At 70.5% G+C, this 21,031-nt stretch carries 17 protein-coding genes; 13 read left to right on the forward strand and 4 right to left on the reverse strand.

What is annotated here, in order from left to right; all coding sequences use genetic code 11:
* Positions 1 to 102 precede the first annotated feature (102 nt).
* The gene (gene eutC / locus BKK79_RS25675) at positions 103 to 909 is read left to right on the forward strand and encodes an ethanolamine ammonia-lyase subunit EutC (RefSeq protein WP_442873319.1); all 807 of its coding nucleotides are present in this window, start codon (positions 103 to 105) and stop codon (positions 907 to 909) included.
* Positions 910 to 1,000: 91 nt separating this feature from the next.
* Here the strand turns inward: eutC and BKK79_RS25680 are convergent, their stop codons facing one another.
* Complete coding sequence (locus BKK79_RS25680; protein WP_232346446.1) at positions 1,001 to 2,428, reverse strand: FAD-binding oxidoreductase; 1,428 nt, start codon at positions 2,426 to 2,428, stop codon at positions 1,001 to 1,003.
* A gap of 161 nt (positions 2,429 to 2,589) precedes the next feature.
* The gene (gene pdxR, locus BKK79_RS25685; RefSeq protein ID WP_198173398.1) at positions 2,590 to 4,188 is read right to left on the reverse strand and encodes a MocR-like pyridoxine biosynthesis transcription factor PdxR; all 1,599 of its coding nucleotides are present in this window, start codon (positions 4,186 to 4,188) and stop codon (positions 2,590 to 2,592) included.
* A gap of 145 nt (positions 4,189 to 4,333) precedes the next feature.
* Between pdxR and BKK79_RS25690 the strand changes: the two genes are divergently transcribed.
* From BKK79_RS25690 to BKK79_RS25745, 12 genes are all read left to right on the forward strand, one after another.
* Entirely contained in the window at positions 4,334 to 5,677 is a 1,344-nt protein-coding gene (locus BKK79_RS25690) for an ArgE/DapE family deacylase (protein ID WP_071039199.1), read from the forward strand.
* A 206-nt stretch (positions 5,678 to 5,883) separates the two neighbouring features.
* The gene (locus BKK79_RS25695) at positions 5,884 to 7,446 is read left to right on the forward strand and encodes an ABC transporter substrate-binding protein (RefSeq protein WP_071040366.1); all 1,563 of its coding nucleotides are present in this window, start codon (positions 5,884 to 5,886) and stop codon (positions 7,444 to 7,446) included.
* Positions 7,447 to 7,604: 158 nt separating this feature from the next.
* On the forward strand, positions 7,605 to 8,609 hold the full coding sequence (locus BKK79_RS25700) for an ABC transporter permease (protein WP_071039200.1): 1,005 nt from the start codon (positions 7,605 to 7,607) through the stop codon (positions 8,607 to 8,609).
* Positions 8,606 to 9,445 (forward strand): ABC transporter permease, encoded by an 840-nt coding sequence (locus BKK79_RS25705; RefSeq protein ID WP_071017522.1) that lies wholly within the window; start codon positions 8,606 to 8,608, stop codon positions 9,443 to 9,445. Before BKK79_RS25700 ends, BKK79_RS25705 begins: the two co-directional genes overlap by 4 nt.
* 21 nt (positions 9,446 to 9,466) lie before the next feature.
* Positions 9,467 to 11,137: an ABC transporter ATP-binding protein gene (locus BKK79_RS25710; protein ID WP_071040367.1), complete on the forward strand. Its 1,671-nt coding sequence runs from the start codon at positions 9,467 to 9,469 to the stop codon at positions 11,135 to 11,137.
* Positions 11,138 to 11,210: 73 nt separating this feature from the next.
* Positions 11,211 to 12,473, forward strand: coding sequence for a 4-aminobutyrate--2-oxoglutarate transaminase (gene gabT / locus BKK79_RS25715; protein WP_071017520.1), 1,263 nt, complete (start codon positions 11,211 to 11,213; stop codon positions 12,471 to 12,473).
* A 24-nt stretch (positions 12,474 to 12,497) separates the two neighbouring features.
* Positions 12,498 to 12,809, forward strand: a complete 312-nt coding sequence (locus BKK79_RS25720) for a cupin domain-containing protein (protein ID WP_071017518.1) — start codon at positions 12,498 to 12,500, stop codon at positions 12,807 to 12,809.
* Entirely contained in the window at positions 12,806 to 14,563 is a 1,758-nt protein-coding gene (locus BKK79_RS25725; protein WP_071039201.1) for a thiamine pyrophosphate-binding protein, read from the forward strand. Before BKK79_RS25720 ends, BKK79_RS25725 begins: the two co-directional genes overlap by 4 nt.
* 93 nt (positions 14,564 to 14,656) lie before the next feature.
* Positions 14,657 to 15,730: a histone deacetylase family protein gene (locus tag BKK79_RS25730; protein WP_071017514.1), complete on the forward strand. Its 1,074-nt coding sequence runs from the start codon at positions 14,657 to 14,659 to the stop codon at positions 15,728 to 15,730.
* Between the two features lie 87 nt (positions 15,731 to 15,817).
* Positions 15,818 to 17,062, forward strand: a complete 1,245-nt coding sequence (locus BKK79_RS25735) for a Zn-dependent hydrolase (RefSeq protein ID WP_071017511.1) — start codon at positions 15,818 to 15,820, stop codon at positions 17,060 to 17,062.
* Positions 17,059 to 17,967: a DMT family transporter gene (locus tag BKK79_RS25740; protein WP_071017509.1), complete on the forward strand. Its 909-nt coding sequence runs from the start codon at positions 17,059 to 17,061 to the stop codon at positions 17,965 to 17,967. Before BKK79_RS25735 ends, BKK79_RS25740 begins: the two co-directional genes overlap by 4 nt.
* Before the next feature lie 277 nt (positions 17,968 to 18,244).
* Positions 18,245 to 19,192, forward strand: coding sequence for a Bug family tripartite tricarboxylate transporter substrate binding protein (locus BKK79_RS25745; protein ID WP_071040368.1), 948 nt, complete (start codon positions 18,245 to 18,247; stop codon positions 19,190 to 19,192).
* A gap of 90 nt (positions 19,193 to 19,282) precedes the next feature.
* Here BKK79_RS25745 and BKK79_RS25750 read toward each other — a convergent pair whose 3' ends face one another.
* Together BKK79_RS25750 and BKK79_RS25755 are read right to left on the reverse strand one after the other, a co-directional pair.
* Positions 19,283 to 19,756, reverse strand: coding sequence for an aminoacyl-tRNA deacylase (locus BKK79_RS25750; RefSeq protein WP_071017507.1), 474 nt, complete (start codon positions 19,754 to 19,756; stop codon positions 19,283 to 19,285).
* 190 nt (positions 19,757 to 19,946) lie between these two features.
* Positions 19,947 to 20,885, reverse strand: coding sequence for a LysR family transcriptional regulator (locus tag BKK79_RS25755; RefSeq protein ID WP_071039202.1), 939 nt, complete (start codon positions 20,883 to 20,885; stop codon positions 19,947 to 19,949).
* Between the last annotated feature and the right edge of the window lie 146 nt (positions 20,886 to 21,031).

Consider the following 21,031-nt stretch of genomic DNA (forward strand, 5'->3'; position numbering starts at 1 on the left):
CTGCCCCGATGCGCCCCGATGCGCCATGACAAGCCCCGAGAGGAGCCCACCGTGACCACGTCTTCCCCGTCCGATATCCCGCCTGCCGGCGCAAGCGTACCCATTTCTGCGTCCGCCCCGGAGCCGGGCGCCGCCGGGTCCGGGGCCGCGCCGGACGAAGCCTGGCAGCGCCTGCGCGCCTTCACGCCGGCCCGCATCGCGCTCGGCCGCGCCGGCCACAGCCAGACCACGGACACCGTGCTGGCCTTCGGGCTGGCGCATGCGCAGGCGCGCGACGCGGTGCACGCGCCGCTGGCGCGCGCGGCCATCGGGCAGGCGCTGGAGGCCGCCGGCTTCGCCCGCCTCGACGCGCACAGCGCCGCGGCCGACCGCCAGCAGTACCTGCGCCGCCCCGACCTGGGCCGCCGCCTCGACCCGGCCAGCCGCGCCCGGCTGGCGGCGGCACGCGCCGTGCCGGGGCCCGACGTGGTCTTCGTGATCGCCGACGGCCTGTCCGCCGTCGCCGCCGAGCGCCATGCGCTGCCCCTGCTGCAGGCCGTGCGGCCGCTGCTGCCCGGCTGGCGCTTCGGGCCGGTGGTGGTGGCCGAGCAGGCACGCGTGGCGCTGGGCGATGAGATCGGCGCAGAAATGGGTACGCTTCAGGTCGTGATGCTGATCGGCGAGCGTCCCGGCCTCAGTTCGCCGGACAGCCTCGGCATCTACCTGACCCATGGTCCGCGCGTCGGCCGCACCGATGCCGAGCGCAACTGCATCTCCAACGTGCGCCCGCAGGGGCTGTCCTACGCCGAGGCGGCGGCGCGGCTGGCCTTCCTGCTGCGGGGCGCGCTGGCGCTGGGGCGCTCGGGGGTGGACCTGAAGGACGATAGCGGGCCGGGCGCGCTGGTTCCGACCGTACCCGTATCGCGCTGACCCGCGCTGACCCGCGCTGACCCGCGCTGACCCGCGCTGACCCGCGCTGACCCGCGCGCGGGCCCCGGGCGGCAGGGGCCGGCCGGCGTCCTCAGGCCATGTCGAACACCCGTCCCGGATTGAGGATGCCGCGCGGGTCCAGCGCCTGCTTGAGCGTGCGCATCAGGGCCAGCTCGGCCGGCGTGCGCGAGTGGTGCAGGTAGGGCTTCTTGTGCAGGCCGATGCCGTGCTCGGCCGAGATGCTGCCGGCGAATTCGCCGACCACGCCATAGACCAGGGCCTCGATCTCCGCCTCGGGAAAGCTTGCCGCGGTGGCGCCGGGCAGGTGCACGCTGACATGCAGGTTGCTGTCGCCGACGTGGCCGAAGTTGACCAGTTCGGCCCGCGGCCAGGCAGCCAGCACGCGGGCGCGCAGGCTGTCGGCGAAGGTGCCGATGGACCCGATCGGCAGGCTGACGTCGAAGGCGGCGTTGGGAGCCCAGCGCTGCGGGAACTCGGCTACGGCGTCGCGCAGCGCCCACAAGGCATCGGCCTCCTTCTGGCTGGTGGCCAGCGCGGCGTCGGCGATCAGGCCGGCTTCCAGCGCGGCTTCGAGCAGGGCTTCGAAGGCGGCGCCGTCCTGGGCGGCATCGTCGCCCTGCAGGTCGAGCAGCACGTAGAAGGGGTGGCCGGCCGGCAGCGGGGCGCGCATGCCGGGCACGCGGCCGGTGACGATGCCGTAGTAGTCCGCCCACATGACTTCGAAGGCGGACAGCCGTCCCGACAACCGCCGCTGCGCCAGGCGCAGCAGCGCGACCACATCCTCGTAGCGTGCCAGCGCGCACAGCGCCGTCTGCGTGCAGGCCGGCAGCGGCGCCAGCCGCAGCACCGCGCGCGTGATGACGCCGAGCGTACCTTCGCTGCCGACGAAGAGCTGGCGCAGGTCGTAGCCGGCGTTGTTCTTCTGCATCTTGTTGAGGGCGCTGAGCACGGTGCCGTCGGCCAGCACCGCCTCGAGCCCGAGCACCTGCTCGCGCGCCATGCCGTAGCGGATCACGCGGTTGCCGCCGGCATTGGTGGCGAGGTTGCCGCCGATCTGGCAGCTGCCGCGCGCGCCCAGGTCCAGCGCGAGCAGCCAGCCGGCCTCGCGCGCGGCCTCCTGCGCGGCCTGCAGCGTGGTGCCGGCGCGCACGGTCATGGTGCCGGCCTGGGGATCGATTGCCTCCACGCCGCGCAGGCGTTCGAGCGATAGCACCAGTTCGCCGCCGCGCGGCGTGGCGCCGGCCGCCAGCCCGGTCAGGCCACCCTGCGGCACCACCGGCTGGCCGTAGCGATGGCAGGCGGCCAGCACGGCCGCCACTTCGCCGGTGTCGCGCGGCCGCGCCACCGCGAGTGGCGGCTGTGGATCGAGCGGGGCGTACCAGTCCTTGCGGAAACGCATCTCGATGTCGGCACCGGCCTGCAGGCCGGCGGGGTCGAGGCGGTCCCGCAAGGCCTGCAGCAGCGAGGCGCGGTCGGAGGACATGAGAGTGCTGGGCATGGCGGGCATGGTCGAGGTGGCAGCGGAGGTGGCCGCGCGCCCGGGATGGCTCCATGGCGCGCAGGACGGTCGCAGATGCTAGGCCGCCGCGGTGGTCCGGTTAAGAGCCAATCGGCGCCGGCCGCATGGCGCCACCTCGGGGTGCCGGCCTGGGGCCGCCCTCAGGCCCCGCTCCAGGCCTCCCGGTTGATGGTGGCGGCGCCCAGCACCGGGCGCGGCCGCTGCGTGCGCGCCAGGTGTTCCAGCGCGGGTTCGATCACCTCGGCGAGCTTGTGGAAGGCGGGGCCGATGGTTTCCTCGGGCACGCAGGCGTAGCCCAGCAGCAGGCCCTGCTGCGGTGTCGAGGTATCGCTGTAGTAGCGCGACAGCGGGCGCGCGGACAGCCCCTGGGTGCGGGCCGCCATGCTGATGCCGAGGTCGTCGGTGCCCGCCGGCAGGTGCATCACCATGTGCAGGCCGGCCTCGTGCGTGGAGGTCGGCCAGTCGGCGCCGAAGCGGGTGGCGATGGCCTCGCGCAACAGGCCCTGGCGCTGGGCATAGCGCTGGCGCATGCGGCGGATGTGGGTCGCGTAGTGTCCTTCCTCGATGAATTCGGCCAGCACCGCCTGCTGCACCAGCTGGCCTTCGCGGAAGAGCTCGGACTGGGCGGTGGCGAAGTGCGGGGCGAGCGGCTTGGGCAGCACCATGAAGCCCATGCGCAGGCCCGGGAACAGCGTCTTGGAGAAGGTGCCCATGTAGATCACGCGGTCGTGCTCGTCCAGGCCCTGCAGCGAGGCCAGCGGCCGTCCCTCGAAGCGGAACTCGCTGTCGTAGTCGTCCTCCACCAGCCAGGCGCCGCGCTGGCGCGCGTACTCCAGCAGCATGCGCCGCCGCGGCAGGCTCATCACCATGCCGAGCGGGTACTGGTGCGAGGGCGTGACGAAGATGAAGCGCGGCGGGTCCTGCAGCATGGCGGCATCGGGCGCGATGCCTTCCTGGTCGACCGGTACCGGCAGCGTTTCGATGCCGGCGTTGGTGAGCAGGCTGCGCGTGCCCCAGTAGCCGGGGTCCTCCATCCACGCCTTGTCGCCCGGGTCGGCCAGCAGCCGCCCGATCAGGTCGATGGCCTGGTGGATACCCGTGGTGAGGATGATCTGGTCGGGCTCGCAGCGTACCGAGCGCACCAGGCGCAGGTGTTCGGCCAGCACGCGCTTGAGCGGCAGGTAGCCACCGTTGTGCGCATACGTCAGCAGCTCGGGGCGCGGCGCGCGCCAGACCTTGTTGAGCAGCCGCGCCCAGACCGCGTGCGGGAACAGCGAGACATCGGGCACGCCGGCGACGAAGGCACCCCATTGGCGATCGGATGCACTGGCGTGGGACACGAGATGCTGGCCGCGCCGGGAAAGGGTGAATCGGTTTGGATTTTGCTGCACTGCGGGCACTGGCGTGGTGCCACTTTGCGCCTTACCGTGGTGCAGTGCACTGTGGTCTGGAAAACTATGCGACACGAAGGTGCCACTTCCCGTCGAGGCCGTGACATAGCCCTCGGCGAGCAGTTGCTCATAGGCATAGAGCACGGTGTTGCGCGAGACCCCGACTTCCTTCGCCAGCATGCGCGAAGCGGGCAGCTTGCTGCCCGCCACCAGCGTTCCGGCAAGGATCTCCTGCCGGATGATGTCGTAGAGCTGGCGGTTCATATGCGCCCCGTTTTTATCCACGGCGCCGCCCGCCGGCCGTTCCAGACGCTGCAGCAGCAGTTCCGACAGAATCGTTTCCTTCAAAGTGGCACCTGATGAAATCGGAAATATGGACCTACCTATGGTACCAACCTTGCGTTAATTTTCCAGCGACTTGTTCCTTGCCGTCGCGTTGCGACGGTCCCTCTGATCTTCCCGGGCCTGGCCCGGACAGCCAGTGGAGTCCCCCATGCAAGACGCTGCCAGCCACGCGCCCGCGAGTGCCGTGACGCTGCCCACCGAAGCCATCGCGGCCGCCGTGCGGGCGCTCACGCCGTACATGATCGAGACCCTGTCGCAGCTGGTGGCGGCGCCCAGTCCCTCGGGGCAGGAGCAGCCGGCGGTGGCCGTGATGGAGCGCGCCTTGCAGGACCTGGGGCTGGAGCCGGAGCGCATCTACCTGAACTCCGATTCGCTCAAGCACCTGCCGCTGTTCTCGCCGCCCTGCTGTCCCGACGGCGGCCGCTACAACCTGCTGGCGGCCTACCGCCCGCCCGTGCCGGGCGGCCGCTCGGTGCTGTTCAACGGCCACCTCGACGTGGTCCCGACCGGTCCGGACGCGATGTGGCGCCAGTCGCCCTACGCGCCTTTCGTCGAGGACGGCTGGCTGTACGGCCGCGGTGCCGGCGACATGAAGGCCGGCATCGTGTGCGCGCTGGCCGCCTTCAAGGCGCTGGACGCGCTGGGCGCGCGCCCGGCGGGCGCGGTCGGCTTCAACGCGGTGCTGGAGGAAGAGAACACCGGCAATGGCGCGCTGGCCACGGTGGCGGCGCTGCGCAGCGCGGTGGGCGCGGGCAAGCTGGCGTCCTTCGACACGGTGGTGATCCCCGAGCCGCTGGGCGAGTGCCTGATGAGCGCGCAGATGGGCGTGTTCTGGATGTTCGTCGAGCTGACCGGGCGCCCGGCGCACGCGGCCTACATGACGTCGGGCGTCAATCCGGTCGAGGCCGGCATCGCCGTGATGGCCGGCCTGCGCGAGCTGGAAGCCGAGTGGAACCTGCCGCAGAACCGTCCCGCCGCCTATCGCGAGCATGCCCACCCGATCAACTTCAACCTCGGCCAGATCCATGGCGGCGAGTGGAATTCCTCGGTGCCGTGCACCTGCTCGCTGGGCGTGCGCATCGGCTTCTATCCGGACATGGACGTGAACGATGCCAAGGCGCGGGTCGAGGCCTGCATCCGCGCCACGCTGGCGCGCCTGGACAGCAACCTCGACCTTGCCATCCGCTATGAGGGCTTCCACGCGCCGGGCTGCGAGTTCGATCTCGACACGCCCAGCATGGCCGCGCTGGGCGAGGCCCACCGCAAGGTCCACGGCGAGCCGGTGCGGCGCCAGGCCACCACGGCCACCACCGATGCGCGCCACTTCAAGCTGATGCTGGAGACGCCCGTGACCTGCTACGGCCCGGAGGCACGCAACATCCACGGCATCGACGAATCCGTCTCCATCGACAGCATGGTGCGCGTGACCACCACGCTGGCGCAGTTCATCCACGACTGGTGCGGCGTCGAGCCCGCCGGCGTGGCCGGCTGAGGCGCCCCTGAGGCGCCCCTGAGGCGCTCCTGAGGCGCCCGATGGCGAGCCTTGCCGTCACGCGGGGCCGGGCGGGCATGTCCCGCCGCGGCCTTACCAGGATTCCGACGACTCCGACGACTTCCACGCACCCACTCAGAGGGAACTGAACGATGACATTCCATTCACCACTGCTGAAGCAGCGGCTGGGCGCGCGCCTGGCCTCGATGGCGCTGGCGCTGGCCGGCATCGGCTTCGCCGCGCTGGCGCTGCCGGCCGGCAACGCCTCCGCCCAGACCGCCGGCGGCACGCTGTCCGGCATCGTGCAGCCCGAGCCACCCACGCTGATCAGCGCGATGAACTCGCAGGCGCCGACGCAGTACGTGGCCGGCAAGATCTACCAGAGCCTGCTGACCTACGGCCCCGACCTGAAGCCGCGCCCCGAGCTGGCCAAGTCCTGGAAGATCTCGCCCGACGGCCTGACCTACACCTTCGAGCTGCAGAGCGGCGTGAAGTGGCACGACGGCAAGCCCTTCACCTCGGCCGACGTGGTGTTCTCGGTCGACAAGATGCTGCGCGAGGTGCAGCTGCGCGCGCGCGCCATCATCAACAAGTACATGGAGTCGATCCGCGCGGTCAACGACACCACCGTCGAGATCAAGCTCAAGGAGCCGTTCCCGCCCTTCATCTCGATGTTCGAGGCCGGCACCATGCCGATCATGCCCAAGCACATCTACGAGGGCACCGACTACCGCAACAACCCGGCCAACCAGAAGCCGGTCGGCACCGGTCCCTTCATGTTCAAGGAGTGGAAGAAGGGCGCCTACATCAAGCTGGTGAAGAACCCCAACTACTGGAAGAAGGGCAAGCCCTACCTCGACGAGCTGGTGTTCTACGTGATCCCGGACTCCGCCTCGCGTGCGGTCGCCTTCGAGAAGGGCGACGTGCAGGTGCTGCGCGGCGGCGACGTCGACAACGTCGACGTCAAGCGGCTGCGCGCCCTGCCCAACGTGGACTACACCACCAAGGGCTGGGAGATGTTCGCGCCGATGTCCAACCTGCTGATGAACACGCGCAAGCCGCCCTTCAACAACGTCAAGGTGCGCCAGGCGGTGATGCATGCGCTCAACCGCAAGATGATCGTCGACAACATCTTCTTCGGCATGGGCAAGCCGGCGGTGAGCCCGTTCTCGTCGACCACGCTGTTCTTCGACAAGAACATGCCGGCCTACGACTTCAACCTGAAGAAGGCGCGCGAGCTGATCAAGGAGTCGGGCGTCAACGTAGGCCAGTACCCGGTCAAGATCCTGTCGTCGTCCTACGGTGCCAACTGGGACCGTCTCGATGAGTACATGAAGCAGATGCTCGAGCAGCTCGGCTTCAAGGTCAGCATCGAATCGGCCGACGCCGGCACCTGGTCCAGCCGCGTCAGCAACTGGGACTTCGACCTGACCGCCACCTACACCTACCAGTACGGCGACCCGGCGCTGGGCGTGGAGCGCCTCTACGTGACGCGCAATATCGTCAAGGGCACGCCGTTCGCCAACGTGCAGGGCTACAGCAACCCGCAGGCAGACGAACTGTGGGCCAAGGCGGGCGCCACCATGGACCCGGCCGAGCGGCAGAAGATGTACAGCCAGGTGCAGCAGATCCTGACCACCGACGTCGCCGCCGGCAACCTGTTCGAGATCGAGTTCCCCACGCTCTACCGCAAGAACGTGAAGAACCTGGTGACGACCGCGATCGGCCTGAACGAGTCCTTCGACAACGTCTCGATCGAGAAGAACTGAGCGCGGGGCGCGCGCGCGGTCACCGCTGCGCGCCTGACCCGCCTCCTCGCCGGGCCGGCTGCGGCCGCGCCCGGCGCGAACGGCAGGTGTCCGCCGTCGCCCCGCCTCTTGCCGGGGCGCGGCGGGCACGGGCCAGACCTTGCCGCGTGGAGTGAGCCGTGAACTTCCTCTCCTTCCTTTCCGCCCGTCTTGCCAAGGCCATCGTGGTCGTGCTCGGCGTGGTGATCATCAACTTCTTCCTGATCCGCATGGCGCCGGGCGATCCCGCCACCGTGCTGGCCGGTGAAGCGGGCGCGGGCGACGCCGCCTTCGTCGGGCAGCTGCGCGAGCAGTTCGGCCTGGACAAGCCGGTGCTGACCCAGCTCGGCATCTACCTGAAGGGCGTGGCCACGCTCGATCTCGGCTACTCCTACCGCAATCACCTGCCGGTGCTCGACCTGATCCTGGACCGGCTGCCCGCCACCTTCCTGCTGATGAGCGGGGCCTTCCTCTTCTCCATCGTGATGGGCGTGCTGCTGGGCGTGGTGGCGGCGCGCACCCGCTACGAGAACCGACGGCGCTGGGTCGACAGCGCGGTCATGTCCGGCGCGCTGCTGCTGTACGCGACGCCGCTGTTCTGGCTGTCGCTGATGGCCATCATCCTGTTCTCGGTGGTGCTCGGCTGGCTGCCGGCCTTCGGCATGGAAAGCGTGGGCGCGGGCTACACCGGGCTGGCGCGCGCCAAGGACGTGGCCCTGCACATGGTGCTGCCGACCATCTCGCTGGGCTGCTTCTTCATGGCCGTGTACGTGCGCCTGACGCGCGCCTCGATGCTGGAGGTGATGGGCATGGACTTCGTCAAGACCGCGCGCGCCAAGGGCGTGCCGGCCGGTCGCGTGGTGCGCGTGCACGTGCTGCGCAACGCGCTGCTGCCGGTGGTGACCTTCGCCGGCATCCAGCTCGGCCAGATGGCCGGCGGCGCGGTGCTGACCGAAACCGTGTTCTCCTGGCCCGGCATCGGCCGGCTGATGTTCGACGCCTTGCTGCAGCGCGACTACCAGCTGCTGCTCGGCATCTTCTTCGTCACCTCGGCGCTGGTGGTGTTCTTCAACCTGCTGACCGACATCCTCTACCGATTCATCGACCCGCGCATCGCCGTGGGCGCCAAGGGAGCCGCGGCATGAAATCCTTCCTGCTTCGCTACAGCCGCAACTACGGCGCGGTGGCGGGCCTGCTCGTGCTGCTGGCGGTGATCGCGCTGGCGGTGCTGGCGCCGCTGGTCTACGAGGACTCGCCCTGGCTGATGGTGGCCGAGCCGCTGACGCGGCCCTTCACCGATGGGGCCTATCCGTTCGGCACCGACATGCTGGGCCGCGACATCACCGCCGGGCTGGTCTACGGCGCGCGCGTCTCGCTGCTGGTGGGCGTGATCTCCACCGGCGTGGCGCTGGTGTTCGGCATCCTGATCGGCTCGGTGGCCGGCTACTGCGGCGGCCGCGTCGACGATGTGCTGATGCGCTTCACGGAGTTCTTCCAGACCATCCCCCAGCTCGCCATGGCGGTGGTGATCGTGGCCATCTTCAACCCGACCATCTACTCCATCGTCGGCGCCATCTCGGTGGTGTCGTGGCCGCCGGTGGCGCGCCTGGTGCGCGGCGAATTCCTCACGCTGAAGCAGCGCGAGTTCGTGCAGGCCGCGGTGGTGATCGGGCAGAAGCCGCTGCGCATCATCTTCACGCAGATCCTGCCCAATGCCATGTCGCCCATCATCGTCTCGGCTTCCTTCATGGTGGCCACCGCCATCCTGACCGAGTCGGCGCTGGCCTTCCTGGGCCTGGGCGACCGCAACATGATGAGCTGGGGCTTCATGATCGGCGCGGCGCGCACCATGATCCGCGAGGCCTGGTGGATGAGCGTGTGGCCCGGCGTGGCCATCCTGCTGACGGTGCTGTCGATCAACCTGATCGGCGAGGGCCTGAACGACGCCATGAACCCCCAGCTGCGCCGCCGCGGCGAGTAGGAGACCCACGCCATGCATCTGATGCAAGCCAATCCAGGCGCCAACCCGGCCACGCGCGACGGCGCGGCGCCGCTGCTGTCGATCCGCGACCTGTCCATCGCCCTGCCCGCGGGCGGCGACCGGCCCTACGCGGTGCGCGACGTGTCCTACGACCTGCACGCGGGCGAGATCCTCTGCATCGTCGGCGAGTCGGGCTCCGGCAAGTCGATGAGCGCCAACGCCATCATGGGACTGCTGCCGTCCTACCTGAAGCCGGAGCGCGGCCGCATCCTGTTCGAGGGGCGCGACCTGCTGGCGCAGGACGAGGCCACGCTGCTGGGCATGCGCGGCAAGGACATGGCCATGGTGTTCCAGGAACCGCTGTCGGCGCTCAATCCGGTGATGACCATCGGCGAGCAGATCGCCGAGGTGATGCGCGTGCACCATGCCTATCCGGGCGAAGCCTGCCAGCGCCGCGTGCTGGAACTGCTGGAGTTCGTCGGCCTGCCCGATCCGGCCGCGCTGGTGCACAGCTACCCCTTCCGCCTGTCGGGCGGCCAGCGCCAGCGCGTGGTGATCGCCATGGCGCTGGCGCTGGAGCCCAAGCTGCTGATCGCCGACGAACCCACCACCGCGCTCGATGTCACCACGCAGGCGCAGATCCTGGCGCTGATCCAGCGCATCCAGGCCGAGAAGGGCATGGGCGTGATGTTCGTCACCCACGACTTCGGCGTGGTGGCCGAGATCGCCGACCGCGTCGCGGTGATGGAGAAGGGCGTGCTGGTCGAGGCCGGGCCCGCGGCCCAGGTGCTGAACCATCCGCAGCACCCCTATACGCGGCGCCTGATCGCGGCGGTGCCGCACGGCCGCGCCGGCGACGGTGCCGAGGCGCGGCGCAAGGAGGAGGTGGTGCTCGACGTGCGCGGCCTGCGCAAGACCTATGTTTCCGGCGGCGGGCTGTTCGCGCGCAAGCGCGTGGTGCACGCGGTCGATGGCGTCAGCTTCTCGGTGCGGCGCGGCGAGACGCTCGGCATCGTCGGCGAGTCCGGTTCGGGCAAGTCGACCATCGGCAAATGCCTGCTGCGCCTGACCGATATCGACGGCGGCGAGCTGCATTTCGACGGGCAGGATATCGCCCGCCTGTCCGAGCGCCAGTTCCGCCCGCTGCGGCGCGACGTGCAGATGATCTTCCAGGATCCTTTCGCCTCGCTCAACCCGCGCCATACGGTGGGCCGCATCATCAGCGACGGCCCGGTCGCCAACGGCGTGCCGCCGGCGCAGGCCGAGGCGCGCACGCGCGAGCTGCTGGAGCTGGTCGGCCTGGAGGCGAGCGCCTTCGACCGCTACCCCAACCAGTTCTCGGGCGGGCAGCGCCAGCGCATCGGCATCGCGCGGGCGCTGGCGCTGGAGCCCAAGCTGCTGGTGGCCGACGAATCGGTCTCGGCGCTCGACGTCTCGGTGCAGGCGCAGGTGCTGGCCCTGCTCGATACGCTGCAGCGCAAACTGGACATCGCCCTGATCTTCATCACCCATGACCTGCGCGTGGCGGCGCAGATCTGCCACCAGGTCATCGTGATGCACAAGGGCAAGGTGGTCGAGTCCGGCCCGCCGGACCAGATCTTCGATGCCCCGCAGCACCCGTACACGCAACGCCTGATCGGCGCCATTCCCGGCAAGGAGTGGGACCCGTCGGCGATCCGCGCCGCCGCCTAGGCGACGGCATGCCCCCACCGCCAATCCACCATTCCGCTAATCCAGCCGAACCCGACCCATGGGAGCCTCACAGATGAAGAATGCCGAACTGGTCCGCCGCAAGGACGCCGCCACCCCGCGCGGCGTCGGCGTGATGTGCAATTTCTACGCCGAGCGGGCCGACAATGCCGAGATCTGGGACGTCGAAGGCAAGCGCTACATCGACTTCGCCGCCGGTATCGCCGTGCTGAACACGGGCCACCGCCACCCGCGCCTGGTGCAGGCCATCGAGCGCCAGCTCGCGCGCTTCACCCATACCGCCTACCAGATCGTGCCCTACGCCAGCTACGTGGAGCTGGCCGAGAAGATCAATGCGCGCGCGCCCGGCCGCTTCGCCAAGAAGACGGCCTTCTTCACCACCGGCGCGGAGGCCGTGGAGAACGCCATCAAGATCGCCCGCGCGGCCACCGGCCGGCCCGGCGTGATCGCCTTTTCGGGCGGCTTCCACGGCCGCACCATGATGGGCATGGCGCTGACCGGCAAGGTGGTGCCCTACAAGGTGGGCTTCGGCCCCTTCCCGGGCGAGGTCTATCACGCGCCCTATCCCTGCGAACTGCATGGCGTCACGGTGGAGGACTCGCTCAAGAGCCTGCAGCACCTGTTCAAGGCCGACGTCGATCCGCGCCGCGTGGCGGCCATCATCTTCGAGCCGGTGCAGGGCGAGGGCGGCTTCAACGTGGCCCCGCCCGCCTTCGTCGAAGCGCTGCGCGCCCTCTGCGACGAGCACGGCATCCTGCTGGTCGCCGACGAGGTGCAGACCGGTTTCGGCCGCACCGGCAAGCTGTTCGCCATGGAGCACTACGGCGTGGTGCCGGACCTCACCACCATGGCCAAGAGCCTGGCCGGCGGCATGCCGCTGTCGGCCGTGTGCGGCCGCGCCGAGGTGATGGACGCGCCGGCGCCCGGCGGCCTGGGCGGCACTTATGCGGGCAACCCGCTGGCGGTGGCCTCGGCGCTGGCCGTGCTGGACGTGCTGGAAGCCGAACAGCTGCCGGCACGCGGCGCGCTGCTGGGCGAGCGGCTGGTGGCGCGGCTGCAGGCCCTGCAGCCGCGCGTGCCGCAGATCGCCGAAGTGCGCGGCCTCGGCGCCATGGTGGCGGTCGAGTTCCGCCAGGCCGACGGCAGCCCGGACGCGGCCTTCACGCGCGAGGTGCAGAACCGCGCGCTGGAGCGCGGCCTGCTGCTGCTGTCGTGCGGCGTGTACGGCAATGTGATCCGCTTCCTGTTCCCGCTCACCATTCCCGACGGAGTGATGGAGGAAGGACTGGATATCCTGGCCGACGTGCTGACGCGCTGACGCCAACCGCACCGGAGCAAGCAGATGACGAGAGCCCAGGCAGTGCCGACCGTGCAGGTCGACAACGAACGCGTGACGGTGACCGAATGGCGCTTTGCGCCGGGGGCCGAGACCGGCCATCACCGCCACGGCTACGACTATGTGGTGGTGCCGATGACGAGCGGCCCGCTGCGCCTGCAGACGCCGGCCGGCGAAGTCACCAGCCAGCTGGTGGCGGGGCAGGCCTATTACCGTCCGGCAGGGGTCGAGCACAACGTGATCAATGCGCACGAGGGCGAGTGCGTCTTCGTCGAGATCGAGATCAAGCGCCCGCCCGCCGATGGGGCGGCATCATGAGCGAGGGCGCAGCGACCGCAGCGACCGTGGCGACCGCAGCGGGCACGGCGCCGCTGCGCGAGCGCAATGGCGGGCAGATCCTGGTCGAGCAGCTGCGCATCCAGGGCGTCAAGCGCGTGTTCCTGGTGCCGGGGGAGAGCTACCTGCCCTGCATCGATGCGCTGCACGACCACCAGGATGCGATCCAGCCCATCGTCTGCCGCCAGGAGAGCGGCGCCGGCTACATGGCGGAGGCCTATGGCAAGCTGACCGGCGAGCCCGGCATCTGCTTCGTCACGCGCGGGCCCGGCGCCACCAATGCCAGCATCGCCGTGCATACGGCCTACCAGGACTCGACGCCGATGATCCTGTTCGTCGGCCAGGTGGGCAACGACTTTGCCGAGCGCGAGGCCTTCCAGGAGATCGACTACCGCCGCATGTTCGGCCTGATGGCCAAGTGGGTGGCGCAGATCGACCGTACCGAGCGCATCCCCGAGTTCATCGCGCGCGCCTTCGCGGTGGCCACCAGCGGGCGTCCCGGCCCGGTGGTGCTGGCGTTGCCGGAGGACACGCTGTGGGGCAAGGCCAGCGTGCCCGACATGCCGCGCTACCAGCGCGCGCGCAGCGCGCCGGCACCGGCTGCGCTCGATGCGCTGCAGACCCTGCTGGCCGGCGCGCGCCGGCCCTTCCTGCTGGTCGGCGGCTCGGGCTGGACGGCAGCGGCGCTGCGCGACCTGGAGACCTTCGCCGAGCGCTTCGACCTGCCGGTGGGCGTGGCCTGGCGCCGGCTGGAGTGCTTCGACAATCACCATGCCAACTATGCCGGCCATGTCGGCTGGGGCATGGACGATGCGCTGCGCGCGCGCATCCGCGACGCCGACCTGCTGATCGCGGTCGGCACACGCATGGGCGAGGCGACCACCGAGGGCTACACGCTGGTGCAGAGTCCGTTGCCGCGGCAGACCCTGGTCCACGTCTATCCGGATGCCGGCGAGCTGGGGCGCGTCTTCCGCGCCGAGCTGCCGATCGCCGCCGACGTGGTGTCCTTCGCCGCCGCGGCGGCGGCCCTGCGCCCGGCCGCCGAACCCGCCTGGCGCGGCCTGGCGCGCGCCGCCCATGCCGGATTCCTGGCCCACCAGCAGGCCCGGCCGGCGCCGGGGCCGCTCAACCTCGACCGGGCGGCCTGCGTGGTGCGCGAGCGCCTGCCGCGCGATGCCTGCCTCACGGTTGGCGCCGGCAACTATGCGCTGTTCCCGCACACCTACTACCGCTTCCAGGGGCCCGGCACCAGCCTGGCGCCGACGGTGGGCTCGATGGGCTACGGGCTGCCGGCCGCGATCTCGGCCAAGCTGGAATACCCGCAGCGCACCGTGGTGTGCTACGCCGGCGATGGCTGCTTCCAGATGAACCTGCAGGAGCTGGGCGTGGCGATGCAGTACCGGCTCGGCATCGTGCTGCTGGTCTTCAACAACGGCATGTGGGGCACCATCCGCGCCCACCAGGAACGCGAGTTCCCGGGCCGCACCATCGCGCTGGAGTTCGACAACCCCGATTTCGCCGCGCTGGTGCGCGCCTACCGGGGCCACGGCGAGGTGGTGCAGAGCGACGCCGAGTTCGGCCCGGCGCTGGAGCGCGCGCTTGCCTTCGCGCAGGAGCACAGCCTGCCGGCGCTGATCGAGATGCGCTACGAAGCGGATGGCATCGCTCCCGGACAGACCTTGTCCGGCATCCGTGCGGCGGCGCTGGCGCAACGGGCGCCGGCCGCCGTGCCCTGAGGCGCACCGCCCGGCACCGTGCGGTGCCGGGCGGGCACCTGCCATGGCGCGGGCCGCCGCCGGCCCGCGCGCTTACCAAGAGAACACCACAAGATGCGCGCTTTCTTCTCGGATGACCAGTTGTTGCACCAGCCGCGCCAGTTCATGCGCGCGGGACGGCTCTGCGAGCCGACCGACGTGCCCGCGCGCGCCGCCGCGCTGCAAGGCGCGCTGGCCGGCCGCGGCATCGCGCTGGCGGCGCCGCCGGACTACGGTCGCGCGCCGCTGGAAGCCGTGCACAGCCCGGCCTACCTCGACTTCCTGGAGCAGGCCTATGCCGATTGGCAGGGCCTGGCCAAGCCCGGCTTCACTCCGGGCATCGAAGTGCTGCCCAACCTTTCGCCCTACCACAACGGCCGCATCGAGCAGGGACGCCGCCCGCCATGCCCGGCGGATTCGGTGATCGCGCGCGCCGGCTACTATCTCGGCGACCTGAGCTGCCCGCTCGGCCCGGACAGCTGGCGCGCCATCCTGCGCTCGGCGCATAGCGCGGTGGCGGCGGCGCAGCATGTGTGCGAGCCGCAGCACCGCTGTGGCCTGGCCTACGCGCTGTGCCGCCCGTCGGGCCACCACGCCCACAGCGACCGCGCCGCCGGCTTCTGCTATGTCAACAACTCCGCCATCGCCGCCGAGACGCTGCTCAAGCGCTTCGGCAAGGTGGCGGTGCTGGACGTGGACGCCCACCACGGCGACGGCACCCAGCAGATCTTCTACCAGCGCGCCGATGTGATGACGATCTCGCTGCATGCCGACCCGTCCGGCTACTACCCGTTCTACAGCGGTTACGCCCACGAGCGCGGCTACGGCGCCGGCTACGGCTACAACCTCAATTTCCCGCTGGCCCACGGCACCGAGGACGCCGGCTTCCTGGCCGCGCTGGACAGCGCGCTCGACGCCCTGCGCGACTACCGCCCGCAGGCCCTGGTGCTGGCGCTGGGCTTCGACACCTATATGCACGACCCGATCAGCGTGCTGCGCCTCGGCATGGACGCCTACCGCGGCATCGGTGCGCGCATCAATGCGCTCGGCGTGCCCACCGTGGTGGTGCAGGAGGGCGGCTACGAGGTCGACGCCATCGGCCTGGCGCTCGATGCCTTCCTGTCCGGCTTCATGCCGGTGGCGGCCTGAAGCAGCGGGCCGGGGGCGCGGAGCGCTCCGGCCCGGCACAGAACCACAGCAGGGGCGCCGGCCCGGCGCCCGATTTGGAGCCCCTTCATGACGAATCTGCAGATCAACGGACAGCGGCTGTGGCAGTCGCTGATGGACCTGGCAAGGATCGGCGCCACGCCCAAGGGCGGCAATGCGCGCCTGGCGCTGACCGCGCTCGACGGGCAGGGGCGCGACCTCGTGTGCGGCTGGATGCGCGAGGCGGGCCTGACGGTCACGGTCGACCAGGTGGGCAATATCTTCGGCCGCCGCGCCGGGCGCAATGCCGCGCTGGCACCGGTGATGACCGGCAGCCATATCGACACCCAGCCGACCGGCGGCAAGTTCGACGGCTGCTTCGGCGTGCTGGCGGGCCTGGAGGTGATGCGTACACTCAACGACCACGGCATCGAGACCGAGGCCCCGCTCGAGCTGGCGATCTGGACCAATGAAGAGGGCACGCGCTTCGTGCCGGTGATGATGGGCTCGGGCGTGTTCGCCGGCGTCTTCCCGCTGCAGACCGCGCTGGAAGCCACCGACGCCGAAGGCAAGCGCGTCGGCGACGAGCTGCGCGCGATCGGCTACGCCGGCGCGGCCGAAGTGGGCGGCCGGGCGCTCGGCGCCTATTTCGAAGCGCATATCGAGCAGGGGCCCATCCTGGAGGAGCAAGGCAACGTGATCGGCGTGGTGACCGGCTCGCTGGGCCTGCGCTGGTACGACGTGACGGTCACGGGCATGGAGGCGCACGCCGGCCCGACGCCGATGCCGATGCGGCGCGATGCGCTGTTCGGCGCCACCTTCCTGATGCAGGAAGTGGTGCGCATCGGGCGCGACTTCGCCCCGCACGGGCGCGGCACGGTCGGCGTGGTCAACGTGCATCCGGCTTCGCGCAACGTGATTCCCGGGCAGGTCCGCTTCACCGTGGACCTGCGCCATGAGGATGCCGCGCAGCTCGCGCAGATGGACGCGCGTTTCCGTGCCGCCTGCGAGGCGCTCGCCGCCGGCGACACCACCGGCACCGCGCTCGACGTGACGGTGCAAGACGTGCAGTATTTCGCGCCCACGCCGTTCGCGCCGGAACTGGTGGCGCAGGTGCGCGCGCAGGCCGCCGCGCGCGGCTACGCGCACCAGGACATCGTCACCGGCGCGGGCCACGACGCCGTCTACATCGCCGGCGTGGCGCCGACGGCCATGATCTTCGTGCCGTGCAAGGACGGTATCAGCCACAACGAAGTGGAAGATGCCCGGCCCGAGCACCTGGCGGCCGGCGCCGACGTGCTGCTGGGCGCGATGCTGGCGCAGGCCGGGTCATGAGCGGCGCGGCGCGCGGTGCGCCGGCCGAATGGCGCACCGGCGCCTGGATCTTCCTGTGCGTGGTCGCATTGTTCGCCACCGTCGATGCCACCGCCAAGCACCTGGTCGGACGTTATCCCGCGCCCTTCCTCAATGCGGTGCGCTATGCGGCCACCTTCGCCGTGGCGCTCGGCATGCTGGCGGTGCGCGGCCGCGCGCGCTGGTGGGACACGCCGCACCGCGCGCTGCTGGTGGTGCGCGGCCTGATGCTGGCAGTGGTGGGCACCTGCTTCATGACCGCGTTGCTGTGGATGCCGCTGGCCGAGGCCACGGCCATCTACTTCATGGCGCCGCTGCTGGTGGTGGCGCTGTCGCCCTGGGTGCTGGGCGAGCGCGTCGGCGCGCGCCAGTGGCTGGCGGTGGTGGCGGGCTTCGCCGGCATGCTGCTGATCGTGCGCCCGGGTGGCCGGCTGCCGGCGCTCGGTACCGCGCTGATGCTGGCCGCGGCGCTGGCCTATGCGCTGCTGCAACTGCTGACGCGGCGCATGGCGGGCCGCGTCGACGCCGGTGTGCAGTACGGCTTTGCCGCGGTGATCTGCCTGCTCGCCACCGGCGTGCCGGCACCCTTCTTTCCGCCGGCGGCCTGGCCGGGCCTGGCCGACTGGTGCGCGATGCTGGCCATGGGCCTGATGAGCGCCGCCGCGCAGGTGCTGCTGATCTTCGCGCTGCAACGTGCGCCGGCTTCGACGCTGGCGCCGCTGAACTATTTCCATCTGCTGCTGGCGCTGCTCTACAGCGCACTGTGGTTCGGTCGCTGGCCCGACGGCGTGGCCCTGGCGGGCATCGGCCTGATCATGGCCGCGGGCTTGAGCCTGACGCTGCCGCGGCGTACTTCCCCGTCACTGCCAGAGATGGCGCGTCGATGACACCCCGCGGGCCCGGCCCCGGGTCCGTGGACCGCCGGAACGGCGCGTGCGGACGGCGTCGCCGCGTGGCGGGGATGGCACGTTGCTTGCGGCGCATGCCGCAGCGCCGCCGCGGCGCACCGTCCGGGCGCAGCGCCCGGCGTGCCGCGGCGGGCGACCCCATCCGCGGGCGGGCATGGTGCCGGCCCCACGCCAGAGGGAGGTTTCCATGTTTGCATGTCTCGCATCCGCCCGTGCCCTGCCGCGCGGCCTGTGCCGCGCCGGCGTTGCCGCGCTGATGATCGCCGCGTCCGGCGCGGTGCCGCCCGCGTCCGCGCAGGTGGCCAAGGAATGGCCGAGCCAGCCGGTGCGCATCATCGTGCCGTTCCAGGCAGGAGGTGCCACCGACCTGATCAGCCGCTATCTCGGCACCGGTCTCGGCCAGATCTTCCAGCAGCCCTTCGTGGTGGAGAACCGGCCGGGTGCCGCCGCCATGATCGGCAGCGACCTGGCGGCGCGCGCGCCATCCGACGGTTACACGCTGCTGATGTCGGGACCGGCCTCGATGGTGACGAACCGCTTCCTCTACAAGAAGCTGAGCTACGACCCGGACGCCTTCGAGAAGGTCGCGGTGGTGGCCGACACGCCCAATATCCTGCTGGCCAGCCCCGCGCTGCCCTTCCGCACCTTGCCGGAAATGATCGCCTACGCGAAGGCCAATCCCGGCAAGCTGACCTATGCATCCTTCGGCACCGGCACGACCTCGCATATCGCCGGCGAGATGCTCAAGGCCGAGGCCGGCATCGACATCGTGCACGTGCCCTACAAGGGCGCGGCCGAGGCCTTGCCCGCACTGCTGTCAGGCCAGGTGTCGCTGTACTTCGACACCATCATGACCGGGTTGCCTTACGTGAAGGCCGGCAAGCTGCGTGCGCTCGGTGTGACGCGGCGCGAGCGCTCGCCGATGGCGCCGGACGTGCCGACCATTGCCGAGCAGGGCTATCCCGGCTTCGATATCGCGCCGTGGTACGGCATCGTCGCGCCCAAGGGCACGCCGGCGGCGGTGGTCGGCAAGCTCAATGCGGCCGTCAACCGCCTGCTCAAGGAGCCGGGTTTCCGCGACAAGCTGGCCTCGACCGGTGCCGAGCCGCGCGGTGGCAGCGTGGCGGACTTCCGCGCCATGATCGACGCGGAGGTGCCGCGCACGGAGAGGCTGGTCAAGCAGTCAGGCGTCAGCCTGCAGTAGAGGCCGGCGGCGCGCGCCGGCCCATCGGCCGCCATGGCGGTTCGTGGCGGCCCGGGGCCCCGTGTGGCTGGCGCAGGGGCGTGGTGGCGCCTACATCATGCGGCGCGCGAAATGCCCGATCTCGGCCTCGCCCATCAGGTCGAGGAAGGCATCCATGCTCATGTGCACCAGGTCCTGGTGGTTGCCCGACTCGAAGTACACGTCGGGATGCTTGAGCAGCGTGTCGTCCATATAGGTGCGCATGCCATAGGCCATCGCCACCGGCGGGATCGCGCCGAGTTCGCAGTCCTTGAACACCTCGCGGATCTCGTCTTCGTGCGCCAGGACCAGGTCGCGGCCGGTCTGCTCGCACAGGGCGGCGATCTGCAGGTGGTGGCTGGCGGGTATCACCGCGGCCACATAGCCCTGGCTGTCTTCCAGCAGCAGGGTCTTGGCCAGGCGGTCTCCGGGAACGTGCGCCGCTTCGGCAGTGGCCATGCTGCTGAGCGTGTAGGGATGGTGGAGCAGGTCGTAGGGGCTGTGCCTGTCGGTCAGGCAGTGCGCCAGGGTGCCAGCCAGTGCCATGATGTGTCTCCTGGCGGCCGTCGCGCGCCGGCGGCGGCCGCATGGCGCAGGGCGAGGGATCGTCCTTGTGCTTCCCTACTATAGTGCCTGCGAGCATGCCCGCGAGGCGCCCGCGGGACGGGGACGGGATGGGGGCGGGATGGGGACGGGACCGGGCGCGCGGCATCGGCGCCCCCCACCGCGGGCTTGCTCAGCCGGCGGAGGACGTGGCGGTGCCCGGGTGCGGCCAGACGGCCTGCAGCTCGCTCTTCAGGAAGTTCATCAGGTAGCGCGTGGCCAGCGTCTGGTAGCGGTTGGGCATGGTCAGCATGTACAGCCGGCTGCCGAACACGCTGACGCGGTAGCCCGGCAGCAGCGGGCGCAGCGTGCCGTCGGCCAGTTCCGCGCCGATCGCGTAGAGGGGGAAGATGCCGATGCCCAGGCCCGCCACCACCGCCTCCTTGAGGAAGGCGAAGTTCTCCGAGCTGAGGGTGGGCTCCAGCGCCACCTGCTCGCGCGCCGCGGCGCCGCCGTCGCCGCGCACGCCGAATGCCTTGAGCTTCTGCCCGACCGGCGAGGCGCACACGATGGCATGGGCCTGCAGGTCTGCCAGCACGTGCGGGGCCGGATGGGCGTCGGCATAGCCGGGCGAAGCGCACACCACCCAGTCGACCGCGCCGATCTCGGTGGCCACCACCGAATCCGGTGGGGTCGAGATGATGCGCAAGGCCACTTCCACGTCCTCCGACACGAGGTTGTGGATGCGGTTGTCGAACACCACGTCGAGCACGATGTCGGGGTAGCGCTGCTTGAAGCGGACCAGCAGCGGCGACAGCAGCGAGTGTCCCAGGCCGGTCGGCACCGAGAGCCGTACATGGCCCTGCAGGCTCTTGCCCAGGTTGCTGATCAGCGCGGTGGCGGCAGCGACTTCGCCGAGGATGTTGCGGCCGTGCTCGTACAGCCCGGCGCCCACCGGCGTCGGCTCGACGTGGCGCGTGGTCCGCCGCAGCAGCTGCACGCCCAGTTCTTCCTCCAGGGCGCGCAGGTGGTAGCTGACGTTGGCGCGCGTCATCTTGAGCTTGCGCGCGGCCGCGCTGAGATTGCCGGCGTCGACGATGTCGACGAACAGGCGCAGGGCGTTGAGGTCCATCGGAGGTAAGGAGGGGGAGGGAGCAGCGGCGGCGGCGAGGACGCCGCCGCTTTGTCAAATAATATTATCCATTCTGTCCAATCGATGGTGGATTGTCAAAGCGCGTGGTCGGCGTACCATGATGGGCTACTTTGTCGTAATGGATT

This window comes from Cupriavidus sp. USMAA2-4, from assembly GCF_001854305.1.
GTDB lineage: Bacteria > Pseudomonadota > Gammaproteobacteria > Burkholderiales > Burkholderiaceae > Cupriavidus > Cupriavidus malaysiensis.

Excerpts from the sequence above, each read along its gene's own strand:
- BKK79_RS25680 (WP_232346446.1), bottom strand. The coding sequence starts at position 2,428 with ATGCCCAGCACTCTCATGTCCTCCGACCGCGCCTCGCTGCTGCAGGCC.
- BKK79_RS25690 (WP_071039199.1), top strand. The coding sequence starts at position 4,334 with ATGCAAGACGCTGCCAGCCACGCGCCCGCGAGTGCCGTGACGCTGCCC.
- BKK79_RS25695 (WP_071040366.1), top strand. The coding sequence starts at position 5,884 with ATGGCGCTGGCGCTGGCCGGCATCGGCTTCGCCGCGCTGGCGCTGCCG.
- BKK79_RS25705 (WP_071017522.1), top strand. The coding sequence starts at position 8,606 with ATGAAATCCTTCCTGCTTCGCTACAGCCGCAACTACGGCGCGGTGGCG.
- BKK79_RS25710 (WP_071040367.1), top strand. The coding sequence starts at position 9,467 with ATGCAAGCCAATCCAGGCGCCAACCCGGCCACGCGCGACGGCGCGGCG.
- gabT (WP_071017520.1), top strand. The coding sequence starts at position 11,211 with ATGAAGAATGCCGAACTGGTCCGCCGCAAGGACGCCGCCACCCCGCGC.
- BKK79_RS25720 (WP_071017518.1), top strand. The coding sequence starts at position 12,498 with ATGACGAGAGCCCAGGCAGTGCCGACCGTGCAGGTCGACAACGAACGC.
- BKK79_RS25725 (WP_071039201.1), top strand. The coding sequence starts at position 12,806 with ATGAGCGAGGGCGCAGCGACCGCAGCGACCGTGGCGACCGCAGCGGGC.
- BKK79_RS25730 (WP_071017514.1), top strand. The coding sequence starts at position 14,657 with ATGCGCGCTTTCTTCTCGGATGACCAGTTGTTGCACCAGCCGCGCCAG.
- BKK79_RS25735 (WP_071017511.1), top strand. The coding sequence starts at position 15,818 with ATGACGAATCTGCAGATCAACGGACAGCGGCTGTGGCAGTCGCTGATG.
- BKK79_RS25740 (WP_071017509.1), top strand. The coding sequence starts at position 17,059 with ATGAGCGGCGCGGCGCGCGGTGCGCCGGCCGAATGGCGCACCGGCGCC.
- BKK79_RS25745 (WP_071040368.1), top strand. The coding sequence starts at position 18,245 with ATGATCGCCGCGTCCGGCGCGGTGCCGCCCGCGTCCGCGCAGGTGGCC.
- BKK79_RS25750 (WP_071017507.1), bottom strand. The coding sequence starts at position 19,756 with ATGGCACTGGCTGGCACCCTGGCGCACTGCCTGACCGACAGGCACAGC.
- BKK79_RS25755 (WP_071039202.1), bottom strand. The coding sequence starts at position 20,885 with ATGGACCTCAACGCCCTGCGCCTGTTCGTCGACATCGTCGACGCCGGC.